Consider the following 22,438-nt stretch of genomic DNA (forward strand, 5'->3'; position numbering starts at 1 on the left):
ACGGGCACCGGATAGTCAGTAAGCTGATAATCCGCCAAAATCCCCAGGAGGAACGTCCATGTCACCAACCCGCGCCGACCTGCAGCGCACCGCTTCGGAGGTCTTCGGCTGGGAGGACTTCCGTCCGGGCCAGCTCGAGGCCATGGAAGCAGCCGTGAACGGGCGGGACGTCATCTGCGTGATGCCCACCGGCGCGGGAAAGTCGGCCGTTTACCAGGTGCCAGCCATGGCACTGCCCGGCACCGCCGTCGTTATTTCTCCCCTGATCGCACTTCAGCGCGACCAGGCAGACGGAATCAACGAAGCCACCGGCGCCACGCGTGCCTACGTGCTTAACTCGGCCCAGCCGCAGGGTTACTGGGATGAGGCATGGGCCTCCGCCTCCCGGGAGGAAGGCCCGGAGAAGGCCAAGTTCCTTTTCCTGGGCCCGGAGCAGGTGGCACGCCCGGAAGTGCTGGAACAGCTTCGTGCCCTGGAGGTTTCCCTGGTAGTGATCGATGAGGCGCACTGCGTTTCCGCCTGGGGGCATGATTTCCGCCCGGACTACCTGCAGCTGGACCAGCTGGTGCGTGCGCTTGGCAAGCCCGTGATTGCCCTCACCGCCACGGCAGCGCCGCCGGTGCGGGCGGAAATCGGGGAACAGCTGGGGATGCGCAGCCCGCAGGAGATTTCCCTGGGGTTCGACCGGCCCAACCTGCACCTGGCCACTGCACGCTACGAGGAAGCCGAGGACAAGCGCCGTGCGGTGCTGGAGCAGGCCGGGACGCTCGACTTCCCGGGACTCGTCTATGTGGCAACCCGCAAGGAGACCGAAGAGTATGCCGAGGCCCTGCAGGAGGCCGGCCTGCGGGCTGATGCGTACCATGCCGGCCGCAGCCATGAGGACCGGCACCGCATCCACGAGCAGTTCCTGGCGGACGAGCTGGACATCGTGGTGGCAACCACCGCCTTCGGCATGGGCATCGACAAGCCCAACGTCCGGTTCGTTGTACATGCGGACATACCCGATTCCGTGGACAGCTATTACCAGGAAATCGGCCGCGGGGGACGCGACGGCGAACCCACCGAGATCTTCCTGCACTACCGCACCGAGGACCTGGGAATCCGCCGGTTCTTTGCGGCGAAGGCACCGGATGAAGAAGCCCTGGCCAAGCTGTTCAAGGTGGTCAAGAAACGCGGCGAGCCGGCATCCGCGGCGGAACTGCGGGACGGGCTGGACCTGAATCCGCGCCGCCTGTCCTCCCTGCTGGGCCTGCTGGAGCAGTCCGGTTCCGTCACCGTCTCTGACGACGGCTACCTGGCCCGGGACGGAGTGGGCGCCAAAACCGCGGTCAGGTCCGCCCTGGAGTTCTCCGAACAGCGCCAGAACATCGAGGAATCCCGGCTGGAGATGATGAGGCAGTACGCCGAAACCACGGAATGCCGGCGCCGCTTCCTGCTGAACTACTTCGGCGAGGACGCCGCGGATATGTGCGGGTACTGCGACAACTGCGAGCGCGCGGAAGCTGACGGCGAAGAACTAGGGCCCAGCGAGACTGACGCGCCCCAGCCCTTCGCGCTGCAGTCTGAAGTGGTCCACTCGGAGTGGGGTCGCGGAACCGTCATGAGCTATGAAGATGAGACTGTCACCGTGCTCTTTGAGTCCGAGGGCTACAAGACACTCTCCGTGGAACTGGTACAGGAAAAAGGACTCCTGGAGCAGGCCTGACGGCACGCCGGCAGTTCAGGCCTTCTGCGCCAGCTCATAGAGCTTTTGAAGCGCCGCAGCTTCGGTCTTTTCCAGTACTTCCGCCGGATCCCCGTCGAAGGAGTACTCGGCTGAGCCTGTTTCGCCGTGCAGGCTCCATCCAATAAACACCGTTCCGGCGGGCCGGCCCTCCAGCGGACCCGGCCCGCCGGCACCCGTGGTGGAGATTGCCAGGTCCGCACTGAAGAGCTTCGCGGCACCGGCGGCCATCTCCTCGGCGCAGCGCGCACTGACCACGGGCCCTTCACTGACGCCGAGCACGGACTGCTTTATTTCGGTCAGGTAGGCCACGATCCCGCCGCTCAGCCACTCCCCGGTACCGCCGCCCTTCCCCAGGGCTCCGGTCAGGTTTCCGCAGGTCAGCGATTCCGCCAGCGCCACCATCAGGCCGGCCCGCTCGACTTCTTCTGCGATGCGGTGCGGGAGTTCCTCCAAGGCATCCTTCACTGGGTCCATCCGCGTCTTTGCCACCTTTCAGCGTTCGTATGCTATTGATTACTAACGGTACTTACTATTTTCACCACTCGCGCGGCAGCGGTCCCTACCCGGGCCCGGTGCCCTAACCGAAAAAGGGGTCCCAGGTTGCTGCCACAAAACCGCATTCGGGTCGCCAGCGTCCCCGCCGGGCACGTCTACATCCACCATCTCGGCCCGGCGCAGGAACGGCTTCCGGGCATGCCTGAAGTGCTCCGCCTCCCCGATCCGGATCCTGATTCCCCGGACAATCCGGCAACGGGCAAGTGGTGGCCGCCGGTCATGCTGAATGCCGGCTGGATCGACGCCAACGCCGCTTCGTTTGACGTGTTCCACATCCACTTCGGTTTTGATGCCCAGGACCCGGCCGATCTGCAGGAGGCCCTAACTGCACTGCGGCGGCACGGCAAACCGCTGATCTACACCGTCCATGACCTGCGCAACCCCCACCATGAGTCCCCTGCCGCCCACAACGCGCACCTGGATGTCCTCATCCCCGCCGCTGACGCCCTGATCACCCTCACCGAGGGCGCCGCCGCCGAAGTTGAGCGCCGCTGGGACCGGACCGCCGAGGTCATCCCTCACCCGCACGTCGTAGAACTGGACACCATGGCGGACTATGCGCGGCGCCCGCGCACCGCGGGGGCTCCTTACCGGGCCGGCGTCCACGTCAAGAGCCTCCGGGCAAGCATGGAACCGCTGCCGGTCATCCAGGCCCTGCTGGACGTGGCGCGCGAGGACGGCGGAATGGTGGTTCAGGTCAACGGGCACTGCGACGTCCTGGACCCGGACGGTGCACGGTACGACGCCGCGCTGGCGCAGTTCCTGGAACGGGAGTCCGCGACCGGTGAACTGGAACTGCACGTCCATGACTTCCTGCCGGACGACCAGCTCTGGGAGTACCTCGCCGCCCTTGACCTCTCCGTTCTCCCTTACCGCTTCGGCACCCATTCGGGGTGGCTGGAGGCCTGCCGCGATCTCGGCACGGCGGTCGCCGCACCCGACTGCGGTTTCTACGCCGACCAGGGTCCGGCTTTCGGCTATACCCATAACGAAACCGGACTGGACGCAGAATCCCTGAAGTCCGCAGTCCGCGCAGCACGAAGCGCCGGACCGCCTGCACCCCTGGCTCCCGCGGACCGTGCCGCCCAGCGCGATGCCGTCGCAGCAGCCCACGCCAGGATCTACGCCAGGCTGCTGGAGCGAAGCGGAGTGCTGCAATGAGACTTTGTATCATTGGCCCCTCACGGTTCCCCATCGCCGAACCCTTCGCCGGCGGGCTGGAGGCCCACACCCACGCCCTGGTCTCAGCCCTGACCGCCCGCGGCCACAGCATCACCCTTTTCGCGGCCAAAGGGTCGGACCCGAACCTGGATGTGCAGTTCCTGGACGTCCCGGCGTTCGAAATGAGCGAGACGGCAAGGAACGACGTCGGCGCCCTGCCCGGGCAGTGGATGGGTGAACACCACGCCTATCTCTCGCTGATGCTGGATCTGGCCGAACACGGCGGGCAGAAGTACGACGCCGTGCTCAACACCAGCATCCACCACCTGCCCGTTGCCATGTCCCGGATGCTCCGGCTTCCACTGGTCACTACCCTGCACACTCCCCCGGTGGGCTGGCTCGAATCCGCCATCCAGGTGCGGGGTCCGCAAACCCGGTTCATCGCCGTCAGCGCCCACACCCGCGATGCCTGGGCGCCGCTCGTTGACAGCACTGCCATCCTCAACGGGGTGGATACCGGCGCCTGGCAGCGCGGACCCGGCGGCGGCCCGGCCATCTGGTTTGGGCGGATCGTGCCGGAGAAGGGAACCCACCTGGCAATCCAGGCAGCCCGCACGGCCGGGATCCCGCTGGACCTGGCCGGACCCGTCTATGACCGCACGTACTTCCGGAACGAGGTACAGCCGCTGCTCAGTGACGACATCCGCTACCTGGGGCATCTGGACCACGGACAGCTGCGCCGCGCCGTCGGGCAGGCCAGCGCCGCACTCGTTACCCCCCGCTGGGATGAGCCCTACGGCCTGGTGGCTGCCGAGGCACTGGCTTCGGGCACGCCGGTCGCGGCTTTCCGCCGCGGCGCGCTGCCGGAAATCCTCACGGAGGATTGCGGCCGGCTGGCGGATCCCGACGACGCCTCCGCCCTGGCGGGTGCGCTGCGGGCGGCCTGCGGCCTGGACCGCAGCGCGGCCCGGCTCCGGGCCGAGACCTTCTGTTCGCATGAGCGAATGGTTGATGAGTATGAGTCGCTGCTGCTGGACAGCACCGCACGGATGGCGGCTGCATGATCGGCTACTACATCCACCATCACGGAATGGGCCACCTGCGCCGGGCGCATGCCATCGCCGCCGTCCTGCCTCCCGGCAGCGTCACGGGACTGTCCTCACTTCCCCGCCCCGGGAACTGGCAGGGCGGCTGGGTTCAGCTGGAACCCGACAACACCTCCGACGCTCCGCGCAGCGTGGACGCCAACGGCAACCTGCACTGGGTTCCGGCCCGGGATCCGGGCCTGCGGGCACGCATGGCGCAGCTCTCGGCCTGGATCCAAGAGACCGACCCGGCCGTCCTGGTTGCTGACGTATCCGTTGAAGCGGCCCTCCTGGCCCGGCTGCACGGCGTACCGGTCGTCACGGTTGCCCTGCCCGGGGTACGGACTGACCGGGCGCATACCCTGGGGTTCGGTATATCGGACGCGGTGATCGCCGCCTGGCCGGTGGAAGCACCGCGGATGCTGGAGACAGACGGGGCACTGCCGGACCTGCACGCTGTGGGGGCCATCTCGGGAATACCGCTCCAGCCGGGCCGCGCTCCGGGTCCGGTGTCCCGGGTACTAGTTGTACTGAGACAGCACGTTAGTTACACCGGGTGATGGGTGCTTTGCCTCCGAGGCTGCTGTGTGGGCGTTGGTGGTTGTAGAAGTCTAGCCACGGTTGCAGGGCATCGGTGCGGGCTTGGTTGGAGTTGAAGACCTGCCGGTAGGCCCAGCCTTCCTGCAGGGTGCGGTTGAACCGTTCGGCTTTGCCGTTTTGCCAGGGATGGCGTGGCTTGATCAGGATGTGCTTGGCGCCCAACGTGCTCAGGGCATGCTGGAAGTCCTTGGAGAGCCGGTAAGCGAACGCGTTGTCCGTCATGACTCGTTTCACCGGTGCCCCGTGGGCGGCCATGAACGCGGCAGCCCGCTCCAGGAACCCGGCGCAGGTCGGACCCTTCTCATCGGGGTGGACTTCCACGAACGCGAGTCTTGAGTGATCATCCACGGCGACGTGGACGTAGTCGAAACCGACTTTCGTGTGGCCGGTGCTGTGGTTGCGGGCGGACTGGTTAGGGTCTGCCCGCCAGCCGCCCCCGTCGGGGATCCGGCCGAGTTTCTTCACGTCGATATGGATCATGTCCCCGGGAGCGTCGCGTTCATAGCGGCGGTCCGTGGCCCGTGCGGCACGGATGCGGATGCCGGTCAGTGGATCCAGTTCCCAGAGCTTGGGGACCCCGGAACGGTTTAGGATCCGGGACACCGTGCGGATGCCTACCCCGGTGCGGGAAGCGATAGCGGCCGGCCCGGTGCGGTGCTCGGCCCGGGTTATTAGGACCTCAGCGGTTTTCTCCGGGCTGGTGGCGTGCGGGCACGTTTTCGGCTTCGAGGAACGGTCTTCCAAACCAGGCGGGCCTTCTTCCCGGTACCGGTTCACCCACCGGTAAGCGGTGGGCCGGGAGATACCCATTTCCTTCGCGACATGGGCTACCGGCCGCCCTGAAGCGACGCGCTGGACCAGGATCATTCTTCCGGCCGGAGCCAGACGGGCATTACCGTGGGACATGAAGACCTCTTGGGTTCGGCTGTGTGTGGTAACCACCAAACCTAAGAGGTCTTCACCCTATTCACGTGTAACCAACGTGGTGTCTCAGTACACCTAGGTGCCGGACAGTACAGGCGGGTGGTGGCCCAAGCCTCCACCCGCCCTCCCCTACTGCGATACCGGAAGCCGTCCCCCGCTCCGTCCGATTCAGTGCCGCTGCGTCCACACAGCGGGCCCGGACAGGCGGGCAGCGGGCTGCCGGTGTTTTCTCCCAGTACCCCCCACAGCCCAGAGCCTAAGGCGTTTTCTGCATTAAAACAAGACGGTTGACCGGTTTTGTACGCCGCCGGCCACTATCCCTGCGAGGCAGGCAGTGACTGGTCCCCGTCCGGTGAAAACCGGGCGAGTTCGCCGGCCCTTTCAGCAAGGGAGGCAGACACAACGCCCGGAAGCATCAGCGCCCACATCTGCTCCACCCGCTGCAGCAGGTCCGCCCGGGCTGTCAGCACTGCCGAGGTGATCTGCACTCCGACCAGGGCGGAAACAACCAGACGGCCAAAGGCCGGCGCGTCGACTTCTTTCCGGATTTGGCCGTCATTCTGCGCCGCAACGGCGAGTCGGGCCATGATGTCCACCCAGTCGTCGTAGGGCTGGCGGACATCCTGGAGAAAGAGGGACGCCTCCAGGGTGAGCCTGGTCCCCGCCCTGACGATGGGCTCCTGCAGCAGGTGCCACGCGAACCGGCGGCACAGCACGATCATGGATTCCAGCGGAGGCAGGTCCAACTGGAGCACCGCAGCGTTGTCCGCGGTGATGTATCCGTGCTGTTCGGCAATTACCGCCCGGGCCAGGTCTTCCTTGGACGGAAAGTGGAAATAAAGGGCACCCTTGGTGACCCCGGCCCTCTCCGCCACCTGGCTCAGCGAGGCGCGGCCGTAGCCCATCTCTTCAAAAACAGACGCCGCTCCGGCGAGGATGGCATCGCGTGTGGCTTTCGCCCTGTCCTGCAAATCTCTGATGGTACGGTCCTCCGCTCGGCACTGCCCCCAACTCCAAGTTAGATGCAAACCAATCGAGATGGAAAAGGGTTACGGTGCTTCGCCGGTCCGGGGGAACCGGTTCAACCGGCCCGGCTCACTGAGCCGGACCGGATTCCCGGGGTGAGGAGATCTCATTGGGCACTGCGGCCAATGCCGCAGTGCGGACCACCTCACCGGAGCCGAGATCCACGGCCAGCACCCGCGAGCCTACCGGATCCGTGACGTACGCGGTGCCGTCCGCAATGTGCAGGGCCGGCCGGGGCTGCTGCCAGTCAGCGGGCTCTTCCCAGGGGTCGATAGCCTGGATCCGCGAAACTACTGTGCCGCTGACGGGGTCGATCACGTGCAGGGCCCCGTCCGTCCCCAGCACCACGGCCTCGCCCGCCGCGCCGCGGCCCAGCGAGCGGAACGTGTAGCTGGTCCCCAGGTTGACCAGCCGGAGCCCGCCGGCAGCAGTGTCCACCAGTGCCACCGTTTCCGGACGCTCGAGCGTGGCCCCGGGATCCGTCTTGTAGTCAGCCAGAACAACGGGGGATGCCGGCGAGCCGGCCTGGTTCCCCATCCGGCCATACCCGTCCGGGCTCGCCACCTTGCGGAAACTCCCGTCCCGGTAGACCAGCATGCCGTCGTCGCAGCCGAACACTATGGCACCGGCCGCCCCCGCCTCACCGTGAAGGCCGGGGCATTCATCACTGCGCAGAATCTCGTCTCCGGTCCCGTCCAGCACTGCCGCGCCTGTGCGGCCATCGGCGGTGCCCAGGCTGACAATCAGGCTGTCCCCGTCAATCGGAACCGCCACGCCATGGTGCGCCTCAGGCAGCTGAACCTGCCCGGCACCCAGCTCCCGGGCGCCCAGCCGGCCGGCCTCAACCAGGTTCACCTGCCCTGAAGCGTCGTCGAAGAATGCCGTCCGGCCCGCACCCGCGACTACGTGCCCGGGCTTGCCGGCTTCCAGCAGCCCCCCGGTCAGGACGGGCTCAGCGGTGTAGTGGTGGGCATGGTCGCCGTGCTTCTCCGACCAGCTGCCGGTGTCCAGCATCCTGAATCCACCCGCCCCGGAGACGGCAAGGTGGCGCCCGTCCCCAGCGTCCGAGAGACGCAGGAATCCCTCCATGGGGATCTCAGCCAGGGATTCGAGGGTAGCGGCATCAAGCACAGTCAGGCCGTCCTCATGGGTGACCGCCAGCCGAGTGGATGCAGAAGCCTGCTCCCGCACGGACGGAGAAGGCTCGCGGTGGGGGCTGGCTGCCGGCGCTGGAGAACCTGCAGGGGAAGCACAGGCGGAAAGCAGCAGCACGGAGATGGAAAGGGCGGCCACGAGGGGCGGTGAAGTATTCATGCAGGAACCATAACTTAAATGAGAATCATTATCGTTAAGTTACGGAAACGGGTCAGGGGCATTCCGCCCGCGGCGGCAGGTTGGTAGCCTCGCAGCACTGCGGCTCTTTCCCGCATCCGATCAAAGGAGATCGCCCATGCCCAACCTTGCCGGAATCCTGACCGAAACCGCTGCACGGGTTCCTGACCGTCCCGCCCTGCGGATCAATGACACGGTCATCAGCTATTCGACGCTGAACGCCATGAGCGCCAAAGTGGCTGGACTGCTTCGTGCCCGAGGGGTGCAGCGCGGAGACCGTGTGGCCCTCATGATGCCGAACATTCCGCCGATGGCGTCCGTGTACTACGGCGTACTGCGCTACGGGGCTGTGGTGGTGCCGATGAATCCGCTGCTGAAGGGCCGCGAAGTGGCACATACCCTGAAGGACTCAGGTGCCGGGCTGCTGTTCGCCTTCGAGCTGATGCTCCCCGAAGCTACGGCCGGTGCCCGGGAAGCAGGCGGCGTCGACGTCATTCCGGTGAATACCGGAAGTTTCCGGCAGCTGCTGGAGGACAGCGACTCGGACGATTCCGTGGCGGAGGTGGACGGGGAGGACATCGCCGTCATCCTCTACACCTCCGGGACCACCGGCCGGCCCAAGGGGGCAGCCCTGACGCATGACAACCTCCGCAGCAACGCCGAAGTGGCGCGGAACCTCCTGGACACAGCGGAAAGTGACGTGATCTTTGGCGGCCTGCCGTTCTTCCACGTGTTCGGCCAGACCTCGGCCCTGAACGCAGCGGTGCTTACCGGCGCCATGATCAGCCTGCTGGCGCGGTTTGATGCCGGTGAGGCACTGAAGATCATTGAGCGGGACAAAGTGACCATTTTCCAGGGCGTGCCGGCCATGTACATTGCCATGCTGCGGCACCCGGACCTCGCACAGACTGACATATCCCCGCTTCGCGGTGCGATCACGGGCGGCGCCCCGATGCCCCTTGAAGTCCTGCGGGAGTTCGAGGACGTTTTCGGCATCGACCTCCTGGAAGGCTATGGCCTGTCCGAGACCTCTCCGATCGTTTCCTTTAACCTCCCCGGCGGAGGCCGCCGTCCCGGTTCGATCGGCAAGCCGGTCTACGGCATGGAAGTACGGATGCTGGACGGCGAGGGCCACGACGTGCCGATCGGCGAGATCGGCGAGCTTTCCGTCCGCGGCCTGGGCGTGATGAAGGGTTACTGGAACAATCCCGAGGCCACGGAAGCAGCGATTCCGGATGGCTGGTTCCGCACGGGAGACCTTGCCCGTTTCGACGAGGAGGGCAACATCTACATAGTGGACCGCAAGAAGGACATGATCCTGCGCGGGGGCTACAACGTTTATCCCCGCGAGGTGGAGGAGGTCCTCTACGAACACCCGGCCGTATCGGAGGCTGCCGTGATCGGTGTCCCGGACGAGCTCAACGGGGAGGAAATCGCCGCGGTCATCGGGCTGAAGCCCGACGCCGCCCCTGCCGGGGACGACGAGCGCCAGGCGCTGGCGGCGGAGATCCAGCAGTTTGCCAAGGACCGGCTGGCTGCCTACAAGTATCCGCGCCGGGTGGTGTTCGCCGACGAGCTGCCCAAAGGCCCCACCGGCAAGATCCTCAAGCGCCGGATCCGCGACGAGCAGGCCGGCGTGGCAGCAGCAGCGGACGCCTAGCCTGTCTGCGCCGGCAGGGTTTCCCTAGCGGGAAACCTTGCCGGTCAGCGAGGCTACGGGCCGCAGGAACAGCGGCCTGGCCGCGACCCACGCTGCGGCCATCACCACCACTGACGCTGCAAAGAACCAGAATCCGGTCCATCCCGTCCCGTCGCTGGCGGCGTACATATGGTTGAGGTTCCGCAGCGCACCGGTAGTCAGGACGAGCGTCACGTGAACGATGATGAACAGCACGAAATACACCATGACCGGGAAGTGCAGGGCCCTGGCCGCCTCAATCGGGAAGAGGCGGTTTAACCGCCTGGCCTTGGAAGGCCACGACGGCGACATCCGCAGGCCGGTCAGGATGGCCAGCGGAGCAGCGATGAAAACGATGGAGAAGTAGGAGAGGACCTGCAGGCTGTTGTAGTTGACCCAGCCGTTTTCCATGGGCCAGTCCAGCGACGCGTACTGAAGGGCCGTGGAGGCCGCATTGGGAAACACGTCCCAGCTGGTAGGCACCAGCCGCATCCACTGTCCGGTGGCGAAGAGCAGCACGTAGAAGACCAGGCCGTTGAGCACCCAAAGCACGTCGAGGCTGAGGTGGAACCACAGATCCAGGCTGATCTTCTTCGGCTGGTTCCGGGTGCGGATGAGGCCCTTGTTGTTGCGGGTCCACGACCCGACGGGGCGCTGCCGGGTCCGGATAAGCCACCCCGAGCGGACAATCAGGAGCAGCAGCAGGGAGTTCAGGAAATGCTGCCAGCCAACCCACGCCGGAATACCAACCGGGGCCGACCCCGGCAGTTCCGAATGGCCCGGATAGGCGGCCAGGAAGTCCTGCCCCGCCGCCGTTTCCCGCAGCCAGCGTGCCAGCAGCACAATGCCTGCCAGGACAAGGAGGGAAACGGGGATGATCCAGACGAGCCTGATCCAGCGGGAGCGCGCTGCGGGCTTCACGGTGGTGGGGCTCATGCCGCAGCCGCCCTGGGGCCGCTGCCGGTCCGGGACGCTGTGCTGACCGTGTGCGCGGTGGAAGGGTACATCGTTGTGGCTCTCCCGGTTGTCCTGGTGCATGTCTCTGCCGGTGAGCCTACCTGAATCACCGGCTACTCTTTCCGGCTGCCGCCGATTGGTGCGGCTGTCTCCGCCGGAAGCGCTTCCCCGGACACGTCAGGCAGGTCGGTTTTCCGGTCCGACCGCACCAGCACCAGGCCCGCGACGATCAGGGCGCCGCCTGCCAGCTGCACGGTCCTCGGCAGCTCCGCAAGCAGCAGCCAGGCCCAGAGCACGGCGAACAGGACCTCCGTCAGGGAGACAAACGATGCGACGCGCGGCCCAAGGGCGCGGGCGGCGATAATCCCCGTGACGTAGGCAAGGACGGTGGACAGCAGAACCAGTCCCACCAGCGGGACCCACCACCGGGTCACCCAGCCCGCCAGTTCGACGTCGTCCGTGCTGTACCCGACGGGCAGCAGGCCGGTGAGGCCCAGCAGGACCATCGTTGCGGCACCAACCAGCAGACCGCCCGTGGTCAGGACCAGCGGGGGAAGAGTGTCATTCTGCTTCGCGGTGATGAAGAAGTACGTGGCGAGGCATACGGCCGCGGCCAGTCCCCACATAATGCCGAGAGGATCCACCCGCAGGTCGCCGCCCAGATCCAGGACCAGCACCAGGCCCGCGACGGCGGCGGCGGCGCCGGCGATGGTGGCCGCTCCTGGCCGGCGGCGGGTACGCAGCCATATCCACAGAACCATCAGCACCGGAGCCAGGAACTCCAGGAGCAGGGCAACGCCTACCGACAGCCGCTCGACGGCATTGAAATAGAAAAACTGGCATCCGGCTACGCCAACGAGGCCAAAAAGACCGATGGTCTTCCAGTTCTGCCGCACCTGGTACCAGCGGCCGTGCAGGGCAATGAGTGCGGGAACCAGCAGGACTGCCGCTGCTCCGCCCATCCTGACTGCCACGGCCGTAGCGGGCGTCCAACCCGCCTCCATCAGGGATTTCGCAAAGGATCCCGAAAGGCCAAAGACGGAAGATGAGAGCAGTGCGATCAGGAGTCCCGAGGCACCTGCAGAACGGACGCGGGAGATGCCGTCCGCAGCTGCGGAGGTGGGCTTTGCCATGACAGACCTTTCCAGGAGACGGGCCCGCTCCCCCATGGACATGTCACGAGCTATCAGGGCCTATGCTAGTGACACTAAAGTCGCCGATGTCAGGAGTCAAGATGGTTTTCGCTTATGACACCGAAGTGGCCCTGTCCACCGCTGCGGCCCTGGTCAACACCGGCTCCCAGACACCGGATCCGCTCGCTGACGACGCCGGACTGACCCGGTTCCTGGCACAGGAACGCTTCTCCGGGTCTCGCACCCACACCGCTTCCGAGCTGCACGCGGTTCACCGCCTCCGCTCCGATCTCACCGCACTCTGGACCGCCGGGGAGACGGACCTGGTGGACGGCATCAACCGGCTCCTCCTCACGGCCAGCGCCCTGCCCCAGCTTGTCCGCCATGACGGCTGGGACTGGCACCTCCACTGCACCCCGCCGGAAGCCGCACTGGCAGACAGGATGGCCACTGAAGCGGCAATGGCACTGGCCGACGTCGTCCGGGCCGGCGAACTGGGCAGGCTCAGGACCTGCGCGGCGCCGGACTGCAGCAACGCCGTCGTCGATCTGTCCCGCAACCGGTCCCGCCGCTACTGCGATGCCGGCAACTGCGGAAACCGGCAGCACGTGCGGGCGTACCGGCGCCGCCTGACGTCGTCGGCGCAGGTACTTGGAGATGAGAACAAGTAGCCTTTCGGATTGTCCTCGCGGACTCTGCCCGTTAGCCTCCGGCAGACCGGTCATCTCCGATGACCGGGTCATCTTCCAGTCTCGAAGCTCCGGTCCACAAGGCCCCTGCGGCGTGCCCGGCTCATTTGCGGCTGGCCGGCGCCTAATGGGGGTTCAAGAACATGAAAAGAGCAACGCGGGATACACCCGCACCGGTACGGGCCATGGCAGCTGCCGCTGCGCTGGCTGCGGGAGGCTTTCTGATCGGAGTGCCGGCCCAGGCAGCACCCGGTTCGGGCGTCAGCGCCGACACCCCGCCGGAACCGCCGGCCGCCTCCTACGACTCCGGGCTTCCCCCGGGACTGGCGGAAGCCCTGAAGCGGGATCTCGGCATCACCGAGGAAGAATTCCAGGCGGCGGGAGATGCCGGCAGCCGCGCTGCAGCTGCCCTGCCGGCTCTCCAGACAACCGAAGGCTTCACCGGACTCGAACTTCGGGACGGAGAAATCCTGATTTACGGAACGGGCGCCGCACTGCAGGCGCAGGCCGACGCCCTGGGCGCCCGTCTCCTGGCCCCTGCCGAGACCGGCGACGCCGACGTACCGGCTCCTGTGCCTGCCGAACCAGAGAGTGAGGACCCAGCCGGTGAGCCGGCTGCCGAGGACCCAGCCGGCGAACCGGCTCCGGCAGAGGTGACCCAGGAACCGGCCCCTGCTCCGCCGGACAATGCGAAGGTTCCGGATGCAGCTGGGCAGCCCCAGCGCACGGCGACTGACCTCGCCGAGCTCGCCCGTGACTACATCGCCTCCTTCGGCGTGCAGGGGCTGCAGTCCATTGGGATGGGCGCTGACGGCTTCACGATCCGGGTTGCCGATCCGGAAGTGTCCCGGGCGCAAAACAATGCCCGTATGGCCACCGCGGCCGCGCCGGCCCCGGCTGACTATGCGGAGGGCTTCACGAACGTCACCATCCAGGATGCTGCCGGCGCCGGAACGCCGCTGGCCCAGGAGGTATTCGGCGGTCAGGGCTTCCTCGGTGATGCCGGGGCCGGGTATGCGGCCTGCTCCATCGGTTTCAACGGCTGGGATCCCTCCGGAAACCCCGCCGTCATTACCGCGGGCCACTGCACGCTCGACGGGACGGTTCAAAACACGCTGCTGGCACCGGAAACCCAGCAGGATCCGGTCACTACGGGGCTGGGAACCTTCGGCGCTTCGGTCTTCGGCGGCCCGGGAAACGCAACGGTCGATCCGGAAAATCCGGACCCGGCAACCTTCGGCACCGACGTGGCCGTCATCGATTCAATCAACCCGGACCTGGAGCTGCGCCCGGAGGTGACCGAGTGGGCCGGTGGAAGTCTTTCCGAAACAACGACTCAGATCACCGGCGTGGGTACGCCCGTCGTCGGTTCTCCGGTGTGCCGCTCCGGGCTGACCACCGGCTGGGACTGCGGTACGGTCGTGGAACTGGCCATCTTCGCGGTCCCGGGCCACAACAACGGGACCGACCCGGCGGATATCCGCGCGGTGACCGGGTTCATCTCGGACTTCCTAGGGGCCCCCGGAGACTCCGGCGGACCGGTAATCAGCGGCAACACCGCCGTCGGGCTGGTCAGCGCCGGCTTTGACACCGACGATGACGGCGCGATCGACCGGGTCGGATCCGCAGATCTGGCAACCGCCCTGGCCTACGTGCCCGGTTATTCAATCGCCATGTTCATGGCAGCGCCCACCCTGGATGTCGCAGACGGCGACACCGTCTACACCGACCAGCTGCTTTCCGGAACTGCTCCGGCGGGCTCCGTTGTACGGGTCAGCGTCGCCGGAGCCGGCGGCGAGATCCCGGTGGGAGCGGACGGCAGCTGGTCCATGCTGGTTCCGCGGACGGTCCAGGACGGCGAAGCCATCCGTGTCAGCCTGACCGCGGCCAGCGGCTTCAACAAGTCAGAAACCACCGTGTACAACCTGGTAGCCGCGCACTCCGCTCTGGATGCTCCAGTCCTGCTCTCCCCTGCCGACGGCTCGGCTGCGGTCGGAGCGCTCAGCACCATTGCGGGCCTGGCCGAGCCCGGCGCCACGGTGGAGATTGCGCTCAGCACTGCGGGAACCGCTGAAGTTGAAGGCGCCCGCGCCCTGGCCGCCCCCGCGGCCATCACGGTCCTCGCGGACAGCTCCGGCGCCTTCTCCGCCACGCTGGCTGAACCGCTCACACCCGGCAACTACCTCCTGGCCGCCACGCAGGACGGCATCGCCGGAAAGACGGTTTCCGCAGCCGCTTCAGCAGCCTTCTCCGTGCTCCATCCGGCACCGGCCATCACGTCCATCCGTGACGGAGAAGTCTTCACCGAGGCGTCCGCGCCGCGGACCATCTCCGGCACCGGAATCGCAGGGGCAGCCCTCACGCTCAGCACCGGCAGCTCGGAGCTGGCTACGGTGGTGGCGGACGACGGGACCTGGAGCATCGACGCCGGAACCTGGTCAGCCGGGGAGTTCACCGTAACGGCTGCCCAGGAGCTCGACGGCGTGGGCTCGGCGCCCGCCACAGTCACTTTCCAGGTGACTGCCCTCCAGGCCGCTGCCGTCACCCGGACACCGGGTGGACTGGCTGCGACCGGAGCTGACGCCGGATCCCTGACGGCTGTGCTCTCTGCCGCCGGCGTCCTGCTCGTGGGCGGTGCTGCCGGCATCGGCTGGAGCCGCCGCCGCAGCACGCGCGGGATGGAAACGCCGGTGAAGTAGACGGTCCGGTCCGGGGATCTGTGCGTCCGTGCAGGTTCCCGGACCGCGGCACGCAGAGACGGTGTTGGAGGCTCGGTCCAAACGTGCCGGCGGTGCGGAAATCTGCCCTTCCGGCAGGTGCTTTCAGGCCGCAGGGGTCCCGGAGGGAGAGGGGAAAACTAGACTTGTGGGGTCGAGCAGTACGGCATCCCAAGCCTCCAGGAGCCTTCTATGGAGCAAAAACTGCTCTCTGCCCTGCCCGTCCGGACGGCATGGACCGTCCTTGGAATCTGTGCCTTGTTCTGGTTGCTTTCAGCCCTGGGACTGCTGCAGCTGCCGCCGTCCGTACCGGCGGTACTGATGTTCCTGTGGCTTTACCTCAATGCGCTGGCGGCACTGGCCAGTGCGCTGGCGGCTGCGGCAGCGGTCGCGGCGCTGCTCCTGCACCGCCGCAATGCCGGTCAGCAGGAAGGCCGTGACGGGCAGCCGGCGCCGGAATCCGCGCTGGACCAGGCTGAGGAGACGGGCCTTGACCAGCTGCTGGACGGACCTGGATCTCCATTGGCGCCCCTGCCGGCGGCTGCGGCAGCGGGCACTTCGCCGGCAGCTAAGAGAAGCCAGCGCAGAAAACGCCGGAAACGCTAGTACACCGGGCTGTGCCCGGGGGCAGTGCTAGGCCTTGCCGTCCTCGGGTGTGCCGGGCTCCGCATCGGCGGGACCGGTTGCTTCGTCGGCAGGATTCTCGCCGCGAGCCCCCGGGGCACCGACGCTGCCGGCGCCGCCTGGAATCTTCGCAGAGGTCCGGTGAACACCGGAACCTTCGCTGAGGTGTTCCGGGTTCGGCTTCTCGGTCATAAGAAGCAGCGAGGAAATCAGCAGGGAAGCGATGAACGCGATACCTGCCGCCGTGAGGCCCAGATCCAGGCGCAGTTCCTTGGTGGCTCCGCCCGTGGCGAAGATCATGGTGGTAATACCGGCAATGACGGCCAGGACTGCGGAGAAAACCAGCGGGGCCTTCACGGAATTCCGTTTCTGCGTCCCACCGGGCTGGCTCTTCGCCACTATTGTCCTCCTGCGTTGTCGGCTGGGCGGTCTTCTACCTTCGGTAGAAGCCGCGGATGGTACTAGTTTACGGCCTTGGACGCTTCGTTGCTTTCCGGTGCCAGGCTGGCGTCATGACGCAGGCCCAGTCCGGAGATGGCCAGGACCACTGCGATGATGACGGCGGAACCTCCGCTGACTCCGAGCAGTGCACGGATATGGCTGCTTTCCGCCAGCGCCAGGAAGGCCGGCATCAGCGCTGCGGCGCCGATTGCGGCCGCTCCGGTGATGAGCCAGTCCCGTGCCGGGGTGAAGCTCTTGCGCACCCGGAACCAGAATGCGAACTCGATGAGGCCACCCACCAGCAGGGCTGCACCGCCCACGTAGGCGAAGACTGTTGTGGACTGGGCGAGCGCGACAGTAACGCCGGCGGCGGCATAAAGCGCTGCGGAAGCCAGCAGTGCCCCCGGGACCTGCGGAATCCGGCAGGAACGCGCCAGCGTTGCCATGCGCCACAGGCTCACGCCGGTCAGGACAAAGTACAGTCCGCCCGCGAGTGCGAGCACGGAAAGTGTGGGTTCCTGCCAGAAGATGGTCGCTCCACCGTAGACCGCGGCGATCGCGGAACGGAGAAGGATCGGAACCCAGGGTGCTTTGGGGTGGGGTGCGCCCACGGCGAGCCTCCGCTTTCAGGTTGCTTGGCGGCCGGTCCGGCCGATCCTTAGCTTAGTCGTTTGGTTTCCCTGTTGCCGCACCGGTGATCATCCATGCATCCGAGCGGGCCCGCCAGACAAGCGTCACGGCACGGGCTGTCATGTATCCGAGTCCGAAGGCCGCCCACAGCCAGGCGATTCCGGAATCCCCTTCCAGGCCTGAAGCATGGACCCACCAGAGCAGGGGGAGATAGGCCAGCAGGTTGAGCACACCGGTCACCGCCAGGTAGCGGGCATCCCCCGCCCCGATCAGCACCCCGTCCAGGACAAAGACCAGGCCGCAGACAGGCTGCGCTGCGGCGAGAACCCACAGCCCGGCCGTCAGCGCCTGGACCACACCGGGATCGGTCGTGAAGATCCAGCCGGCGAAGGGTGCAGCCGCTGCGAGCAGCACCCCCGTGATGACACCAAAACCGACGCCCCAGACGGACATATTGCGGGTCAGTTCCCGCGCCATGGAACGGTTCCCCGCCCCCAGCTCCTTGCCGATCATCGCCTGTGCAGCGATCGCCAGGGCGTCCAGGGCAAAGGCCAGGAAAGTGAAGAAAGTCATAACCAGCTGATGCGCGGCGAGGGAGACCGGGCCCTGGGCGGTGGCCACCACCACGGCGGCAAGCACCGCGGCGCGCAGGCTGGCCGTGCGCAGCATCAGCCAGGATCCAACCTGCACCCCGGCGGCGATGCCGGCTGCGGCGGGTTTCAGGGACACACCTTCCCGGCGGGCCATCCGCCCGACCATGACAAGGTACGAAGCCGCCATTCCCCACTGGCTGATGCTGGTACCCAGGGCCGCGCCCGTCACCGACAGGCCGAAGCCGTAGACCAGCAGGAAGTTAAGTCCGATGTTGATGCTGAAACCGGCCACCGCCACCACCAGCGGGGTCCGGGTGTCCTGCAGCCCCCGCAATACGCCGGTCGCGGCCAGCACCACCAGCATGGCCGTCAGCCCGGGCATCGACCACCGGAGGTAGTCCACCGCGTAGCGCTGCACTTCCCCTTCTGCACCGAGTGCCCCGGTCACCCAGGGCGCCAGCAGTATGCCGGCGGACGAGAGCGCCAGGCCCAGCAGCACCGCCAGGGCAATGCCGTCCCGGCCGGCGGCGATCGCTTCGCGCTGCCGGTTTCCACCAAGGAACCGGGCCACGGTTCCGGTGGTCGAATACGCGAGGAAGACCATCAGCCCGACGGCGGTCTGGAGCACAGTGGAAGCAAGCCCGACGCCGGCAAGCTGGCTGACGCCAAGGTGCCCGACGATCGCCGAGTCGGCCAGGAGGAACAGCGGCTCGGAGATAAGGGCCCCCAGCGCCGGAAGCGCCAGGGCGAGGATCTGCCGCCCCAGGGGCCGGCTGGAGGCAGGAGTCCGGGTTTTCACGCTTCCAGCCTACGGCCGGTACGCCGGTTCCCTGCCTGCCGCTGCTGTCCAGGCAGCGTGGCGGCAAGGACCGCGGCGACTGCCATGAGGGACAGCACAAACCCGGCCAGTCCGTTCCAGCCTGCCCCCTGGAAGAAGAGGCCTGCGGTCCAGCCCACCAGGCTCGATCCGGTGTAATAGGCCAGGTTGTACAGGGAAGATGCCTGTGCCCGGCCTTCGGAGGCCAGCACGGGCACCCATCCTGAGGCCACGGCATGCGCGCCGAAGAACCCTCCGGTGAAGACCACCAGCCCGGCAATCACGGCTGCAAGGGAATGGAATAAGGTCACGGCCAGGCCGACGGCCATCACGCCGGTGCACGCAAGCAGCACGGTCCGCCGCCCGCCGGCCGCCCGGCCGGAGGCCCGGCCCGCAAACCGGGAGGACCAGGTCCCGGCCAGATAGGAAAGAAAGAGGGAACTTGCCAGGGACTGCGGCAGGTTGAACGGGGCCAGTTCAAGGCGGAACCCCAGATAGTTGTACACGGCCACGAACCCGCCCATCAGCAGGAAAGCCTGGGCGTACAGCACCAGCTGCCGTCCCGAACGCAGGTTCCCGGCGAGCCGGGATGCCAGCCGTGGACCGCCGTCGGCCCTTCGCTGTGGAGAGTAGCCCTGCTGCCGCGGCGCCGCGGCCATAAATACGACGGCGGCCGCGGCGGCCAGCAGGCTAACCGCCGCCACACCTATACGCCAGGAGGAATATTCGCCCACGGGCGCTGCCAGGATGCGCCCGGCCAGCCCTCCCACCGTGGTGCCGGAAACATAGGTTCCGGCTGCGACGGCGGCGGAGGCGGAAGAGACCTCTTCGCTCAGGTAGGCCAGCGCGACGGCCGGAATCCCGCCCAGCGCTGCGCCTTCGGCGAACCTCAGGGCCAGCAGCACGGAAAAGTCCGGAGACAGCGGCACCAGCAGGCCCAGGACGACGGCGGCAATGATCGCCGCACGCATGACCGGCAGCCGTCCATAGCGGTCAGCTGCGGCTGACCAGGGAATGACGGCCACGGCCAGGCCCAGGGTTGCGGCCGAGACGCTGAGTGCGGCCGTGGCTGCGCTTACGTGAAAGTCAGCTGCAAGCTGGGGCAGCAGGCCCTGCACCGAGTAGAGCTGCGCGAAGGTCGCGATTCCGGCCGCGGCCAGACCCACCAGTACGCCCCGGTAGCCGGCACTGCCCCGGGGATGCCCGGCGAAGCCTGCTGTATCAGCCACGGCCGTCACCGGCTCCGCTGCCCGATCCGGCTCGCGAACCACCGGCATCCAGCGCTGCCAGTTCGCGGGCAAGATTGGACCGGGCAGCCCCGCCCCACAGTTGCTCGGCGGCAGCTGTACGGTACAGGCCGGTCCCGCGGGCCAGCAGGGACTGAAGTACCCTGCGCCGCCCGGCCGTGAACGCGGTCTCCTCAATGTGGCGGTATTCCCGCCGGACGTCCGCGGCGTAACGGTCATAGCCGGCGGGGGTCCGTCCCAGCACCGCGAGATCCGCGTCGCAGAGCAGCATTCCCGCTTCGTCTCCCGGCTGGGGGTCATGGGACGCGGTCAGGCGGACCAGCCGGGCCGTCTCGGCGGTTTCTGCAGGCGGGATCCCGACGGGAGGCAGCAGCTCCTCGGCGAGTGCAGCGGAGGCTTCCTCGTCGGCCCCCGGCACGCCGTCGTACACCGCATCATGGAACCAGGCTGCCAGCAGCACCGGACGCTCCGAGCAGCCGAGCCGGTGAAGCGCTTCGAGCACCTGCAGCAGGTGCCGCCGGTCGTGATAGTGCCGGTGCGGTTCGCCCCACCGGTTCAGCAGCTCAGCACCCAGGTCCTCGGCGCCGGGGACCAGGGTGTGCCAGCGACGGCGCAGCGGATGCACCAGGGAGGCAGCGCGTTCACGTGCCGGAATACGCAGCCCGCCGGCGATGAGCGCACGGACCAGGGTGGCGCCGTCCACCGGTTTGGCGCCGGCCGAGACCAAATCCGCATGGCGCGCCTGCGGCACGTCGTAGTGGTCTCCGTCGAAGGCACGGCGGGGAATTCCCGCGGCGGCAGCGAAGTCATGGAGTTCCTCGAGCGAGGCATCGGAGACCAGGTGGGAGAAGTACGTGCCGTGGGCGGGCCAGAGCGGCGGATCGATGTAGATCAACCGCGTCCGCCAGGGAAGATTGCAGGAACCATTCCTCCATCCTTAGTCCACCGGCGGTGCAATTTCCATCCGGGCCAGGAGCCCGCGCCCGGACGGCTTCGGAACTGCCCTTGTCCAGCCGCGCTGCGGATGGTCCAATATCTGCCATGACGCAGACCGGGGACTTCCTCCTTGCCATCGGCACGCGCAAAGGCCTGTGGCTGGCACACAGCAGTGACCGGACAGCCTGGAAGCTCAGCGGGCCGTTCTTCCTCATGAATGAGGTTGCCAGCGTAGCGCTGGACACCCGGCATTCCCCGCCGCGCATCCTGGCCGGCCTGCTCTCACCGCACTGGGGACCCACCGTCGTGATCTCCGATGACCTCGGTGAGAGCTGGACTGAGCCCGAGGCAGGGGCCATTGCCTTCCCGCCGGAAACCGGGGAGGCGCTGGGACGCATCTGGCAGCTGCAGCCGGACTCGGCAGAACGCCCGGGGGTCGTCTGGGCGGGCTGTGAACCCATCTCGGTCTGGAAGTCCACCGACGGCGGCGCCAGCTTCGAACTGAATGAAGGGCTGTGGAACCACCCCCACCGCCCCGACTGGGGCGAAGGCTACGGCGGAGCTGCGGCCCACACCGTGCTGCCCAGCCCGGCGGACGAGAGCGTGCACGTGGCCATCAGTTCCGGCGGGGTTTACCGTTCCGACGACGGCGGGCAGTCCTGGGCCGCCCGCAACCAGGGCATCTCGGCCTACTTCATGCCGGATCCGAACCCCGAGTTCGGCCAGTGCGTCCACAAAGTGGCCCGCGACGCCGTGGATCCGGCCCGCCTGTACGCGCAGAACCATCACGGTGTGTACCGCAGCGACGATGCCGGGGACACCTGGGTCTCGATTGCCGACGGACTCCCGGCAGACTTCGGTTTCGTGATGCTCACGCATCCGCACACCGGCGGCACGCTGTGGACCATCCCGCTGGTTGCCGACGGAGAACGCATCCCGCCCGGCGGGGAGCTGGCCGTCTACCGAAGCACGGATGCCGGGGAATCCTGGACCCGCCAGGACACCGGCCTGCCCCGCAGCGAATACAACGCCGTCCTCCGCGATGCCGCGGCCGTCGACACAGCCGAACCGGCAGGGGTGTATTTCGGAACCCGGGCCGGGGATGTGTATGCCAGCGCCGACGAAGGCGGAGCCTTTGCGCTGGTGGCTTCCAACCTGCCGGATGTCCTCTGCGTCCGTGCAGCCCCGACCGGGGGCCCGGTGCCGTGACCGGTGAAATCCGGATCCTGCTGCCGGACGTACTGGCACCGGCAGCCGGCGGAACCCGTGAGCTTAGCGTCCCCGGCGCGGACGGACTGACGGTGGGTTCCCTGCTGGACGGGCTGGGTGTCCGGTTTCCGGTTTTGGAACGCCGCATCCGGGATGAGACCGGAACCGTGCGGCGGTTCGTCAATATATATGTGGACGGCCAGGACATCCGTGCGCTGGACCGCCAGCACAGTGCGGTGTCACCGGGCGCCGAAGTAATGATCCTCCAGTCCATCGCCGGTGGTTAGGCGCGTACCGGCCCCGCCTGTTTAAACAGAAGAACGGCCGGACACCCGCATGGGGTGTCCGGCCGTTC

The 22,438-nt window shown here is 67.2% G+C and carries 21 protein-coding genes; 10 read left to right on the forward strand and 11 right to left on the reverse strand.

The features are described from left to right. Positions 1 to 58 precede the first annotated feature (58 nt). Positions 59 to 1,708 carry an ATP-dependent DNA helicase RecQ gene (locus NGB94_RS00520; RefSeq protein ID WP_325788295.1) on the forward strand — a complete coding sequence of 550 codons (1,650 nt, stop codon included), beginning with the start codon at positions 59 to 61 and terminating at the stop codon, positions 1,706 to 1,708. A gap of 15 nt (positions 1,709 to 1,723) precedes the next feature. On the opposite strand, the gene NGB94_RS00525 is transcribed toward NGB94_RS00520, so the two are convergent. Then, complete coding sequence (locus NGB94_RS00525; protein WP_325788296.1) at positions 1,724 to 2,203, reverse strand: CinA family protein; 480 nt, start codon at positions 2,201 to 2,203, stop codon at positions 1,724 to 1,726. 219 nt (positions 2,204 to 2,422) lie between these two features. Between NGB94_RS00525 and NGB94_RS00530 the strand changes: the two genes are divergently transcribed. The 3 genes from NGB94_RS00530 to NGB94_RS00540 are packed head-to-tail and all read left to right on the forward strand — an operon-like array spanning position 2,423 to position 5,090. After that, complete coding sequence (locus NGB94_RS00530) at positions 2,423 to 3,445, forward strand: glycosyltransferase family 1 protein (RefSeq protein WP_325788297.1); 1,023 nt, start codon at positions 2,423 to 2,425, stop codon at positions 3,443 to 3,445. Continuing rightward, a complete protein-coding gene (locus NGB94_RS00535; RefSeq protein WP_325788298.1) occupies positions 3,442 to 4,509 on the forward strand; it encodes a glycosyltransferase in 1,068 nt (355 codons plus the stop codon). Before NGB94_RS00530 ends, NGB94_RS00535 begins: the two co-directional genes overlap by 4 nt. Then, a complete protein-coding gene (locus tag NGB94_RS00540; protein ID WP_325788300.1) occupies positions 4,506 to 5,090 on the forward strand; it encodes a hypothetical protein in 585 nt (194 codons plus the stop codon). Before NGB94_RS00535 ends, NGB94_RS00540 begins: the two co-directional genes overlap by 4 nt. Here the strand turns inward: NGB94_RS00540 and NGB94_RS00545 are convergent. From NGB94_RS00545 to NGB94_RS00555, 3 genes are all read right to left on the reverse strand, one after another. Beyond that, positions 5,074 to 6,036 carry an IS481 family transposase gene (locus tag NGB94_RS00545; protein ID WP_325788301.1) on the reverse strand — a complete coding sequence of 321 codons (963 nt, stop codon included), beginning with the start codon at positions 6,034 to 6,036 and terminating at the stop codon, positions 5,074 to 5,076. The genes NGB94_RS00540 and NGB94_RS00545 overlap by 17 nt on opposite strands. Positions 6,037 to 6,368: 332 nt before the next feature. Beyond that, complete coding sequence (locus tag NGB94_RS00550) at positions 6,369 to 7,025, reverse strand: ScbR family autoregulator-binding transcription factor (protein ID WP_325788302.1); 657 nt, start codon at positions 7,023 to 7,025, stop codon at positions 6,369 to 6,371. Between the two features lie 124 nt (positions 7,026 to 7,149). Beyond that, positions 7,150 to 8,394: a hypothetical protein gene (locus tag NGB94_RS00555; RefSeq protein WP_325788303.1), complete on the reverse strand. Its 1,245-nt coding sequence runs from the start codon at positions 8,392 to 8,394 to the stop codon at positions 7,150 to 7,152. Positions 8,395 to 8,530: 136 nt separating this feature from the next. On the opposite strand from NGB94_RS00555, the gene NGB94_RS00560 reads away from it, so the two are divergent. Next, a complete protein-coding gene (locus NGB94_RS00560; protein WP_325788304.1) occupies positions 8,531 to 10,072 on the forward strand; it encodes a long-chain fatty acid--CoA ligase in 1,542 nt (513 codons plus the stop codon). Between the two features lie 24 nt (positions 10,073 to 10,096). Here NGB94_RS00560 and NGB94_RS00565 read toward each other — a convergent pair whose 3' ends face one another. Next, positions 10,097 to 11,026 (reverse strand): hypothetical protein, encoded by a 930-nt coding sequence (locus NGB94_RS00565; protein ID WP_325788305.1) that lies wholly within the window; start codon positions 11,024 to 11,026, stop codon positions 10,097 to 10,099. A gap of 134 nt (positions 11,027 to 11,160) precedes the next feature. Continuing rightward, positions 11,161 to 12,180 (reverse strand): DMT family transporter, encoded by a 1,020-nt coding sequence (locus NGB94_RS00570; protein ID WP_325788306.1) that lies wholly within the window; start codon positions 12,178 to 12,180, stop codon positions 11,161 to 11,163. A gap of 101 nt (positions 12,181 to 12,281) precedes the next feature. On the opposite strand from NGB94_RS00570, the gene NGB94_RS00575 reads away from it, so the two are divergent. From NGB94_RS00575 to NGB94_RS00585, 3 genes are all read left to right on the forward strand, one after another. Beyond that, positions 12,282 to 12,851 (forward strand): CGNR zinc finger domain-containing protein, encoded by a 570-nt coding sequence (locus NGB94_RS00575; RefSeq protein ID WP_325788307.1) that lies wholly within the window; start codon positions 12,282 to 12,284, stop codon positions 12,849 to 12,851. A 161-nt stretch (positions 12,852 to 13,012) separates the two neighbouring features. Continuing rightward, positions 13,013 to 15,568 (forward strand): trypsin-like serine protease, encoded by a 2,556-nt coding sequence (locus tag NGB94_RS00580; protein WP_325788308.1) that lies wholly within the window; start codon positions 13,013 to 13,015, stop codon positions 15,566 to 15,568. Positions 15,569 to 15,778: 210 nt separating this feature from the next. Next, entirely contained in the window at positions 15,779 to 16,192 is a 414-nt protein-coding gene (locus NGB94_RS00585) for a hypothetical protein (protein ID WP_325788309.1), read from the forward strand. A gap of 27 nt (positions 16,193 to 16,219) precedes the next feature. On the opposite strand, the gene NGB94_RS00590 is transcribed toward NGB94_RS00585, so the two are convergent. From NGB94_RS00590 to NGB94_RS00610, 5 genes are all read right to left on the reverse strand, one after another. Then, positions 16,220 to 16,609: a hypothetical protein gene (locus NGB94_RS00590; protein WP_325788310.1), complete on the reverse strand. Its 390-nt coding sequence runs from the start codon at positions 16,607 to 16,609 to the stop codon at positions 16,220 to 16,222. A gap of 62 nt (positions 16,610 to 16,671) precedes the next feature. Continuing rightward, a complete protein-coding gene (locus NGB94_RS00595; protein ID WP_325788311.1) occupies positions 16,672 to 17,262 on the reverse strand; it encodes a hypothetical protein in 591 nt (196 codons plus the stop codon). 52 nt (positions 17,263 to 17,314) lie between these two features. Beyond that, positions 17,315 to 18,673, reverse strand: coding sequence for an MATE family efflux transporter (locus tag NGB94_RS00600; protein WP_325788312.1), 1,359 nt, complete (start codon positions 18,671 to 18,673; stop codon positions 17,315 to 17,317). After that, positions 18,670 to 19,920 carry an MFS transporter gene (locus NGB94_RS00605; RefSeq protein WP_325788313.1) on the reverse strand — a complete coding sequence of 417 codons (1,251 nt, stop codon included), beginning with the start codon at positions 19,918 to 19,920 and terminating at the stop codon, positions 18,670 to 18,672. Before NGB94_RS00605 ends, NGB94_RS00600 begins: the two co-directional genes overlap by 4 nt. Then, a complete protein-coding gene (locus NGB94_RS00610) occupies positions 19,913 to 20,833 on the reverse strand; it encodes a DUF4031 domain-containing protein (protein ID WP_325788314.1) in 921 nt (306 codons plus the stop codon). Before NGB94_RS00610 ends, NGB94_RS00605 begins: the two co-directional genes overlap by 8 nt. Positions 20,834 to 20,979: 146 nt before the next feature. Between NGB94_RS00610 and NGB94_RS00615 the strand changes: the two genes are divergently transcribed. Then, a complete protein-coding gene (locus NGB94_RS00615) occupies positions 20,980 to 22,083 on the forward strand; it encodes an exo-alpha-sialidase (protein ID WP_325788315.1) in 1,104 nt (367 codons plus the stop codon). Continuing rightward, positions 22,080 to 22,370: a MoaD/ThiS family protein gene (locus NGB94_RS00620; protein WP_325788317.1), complete on the forward strand. Its 291-nt coding sequence runs from the start codon at positions 22,080 to 22,082 to the stop codon at positions 22,368 to 22,370. The genes NGB94_RS00615 and NGB94_RS00620 overlap by 4 nt, the downstream gene beginning before the upstream one ends. The last annotated feature ends 68 nt before the right edge of the window (positions 22,371 to 22,438 follow it).

It is taken from the genome of Arthrobacter koreensis (assembly GCF_035792275.1).
Lineage (GTDB): Bacteria > Actinomycetota > Actinomycetes > Actinomycetales > Micrococcaceae > Arthrobacter_B > Arthrobacter_B koreensis_A.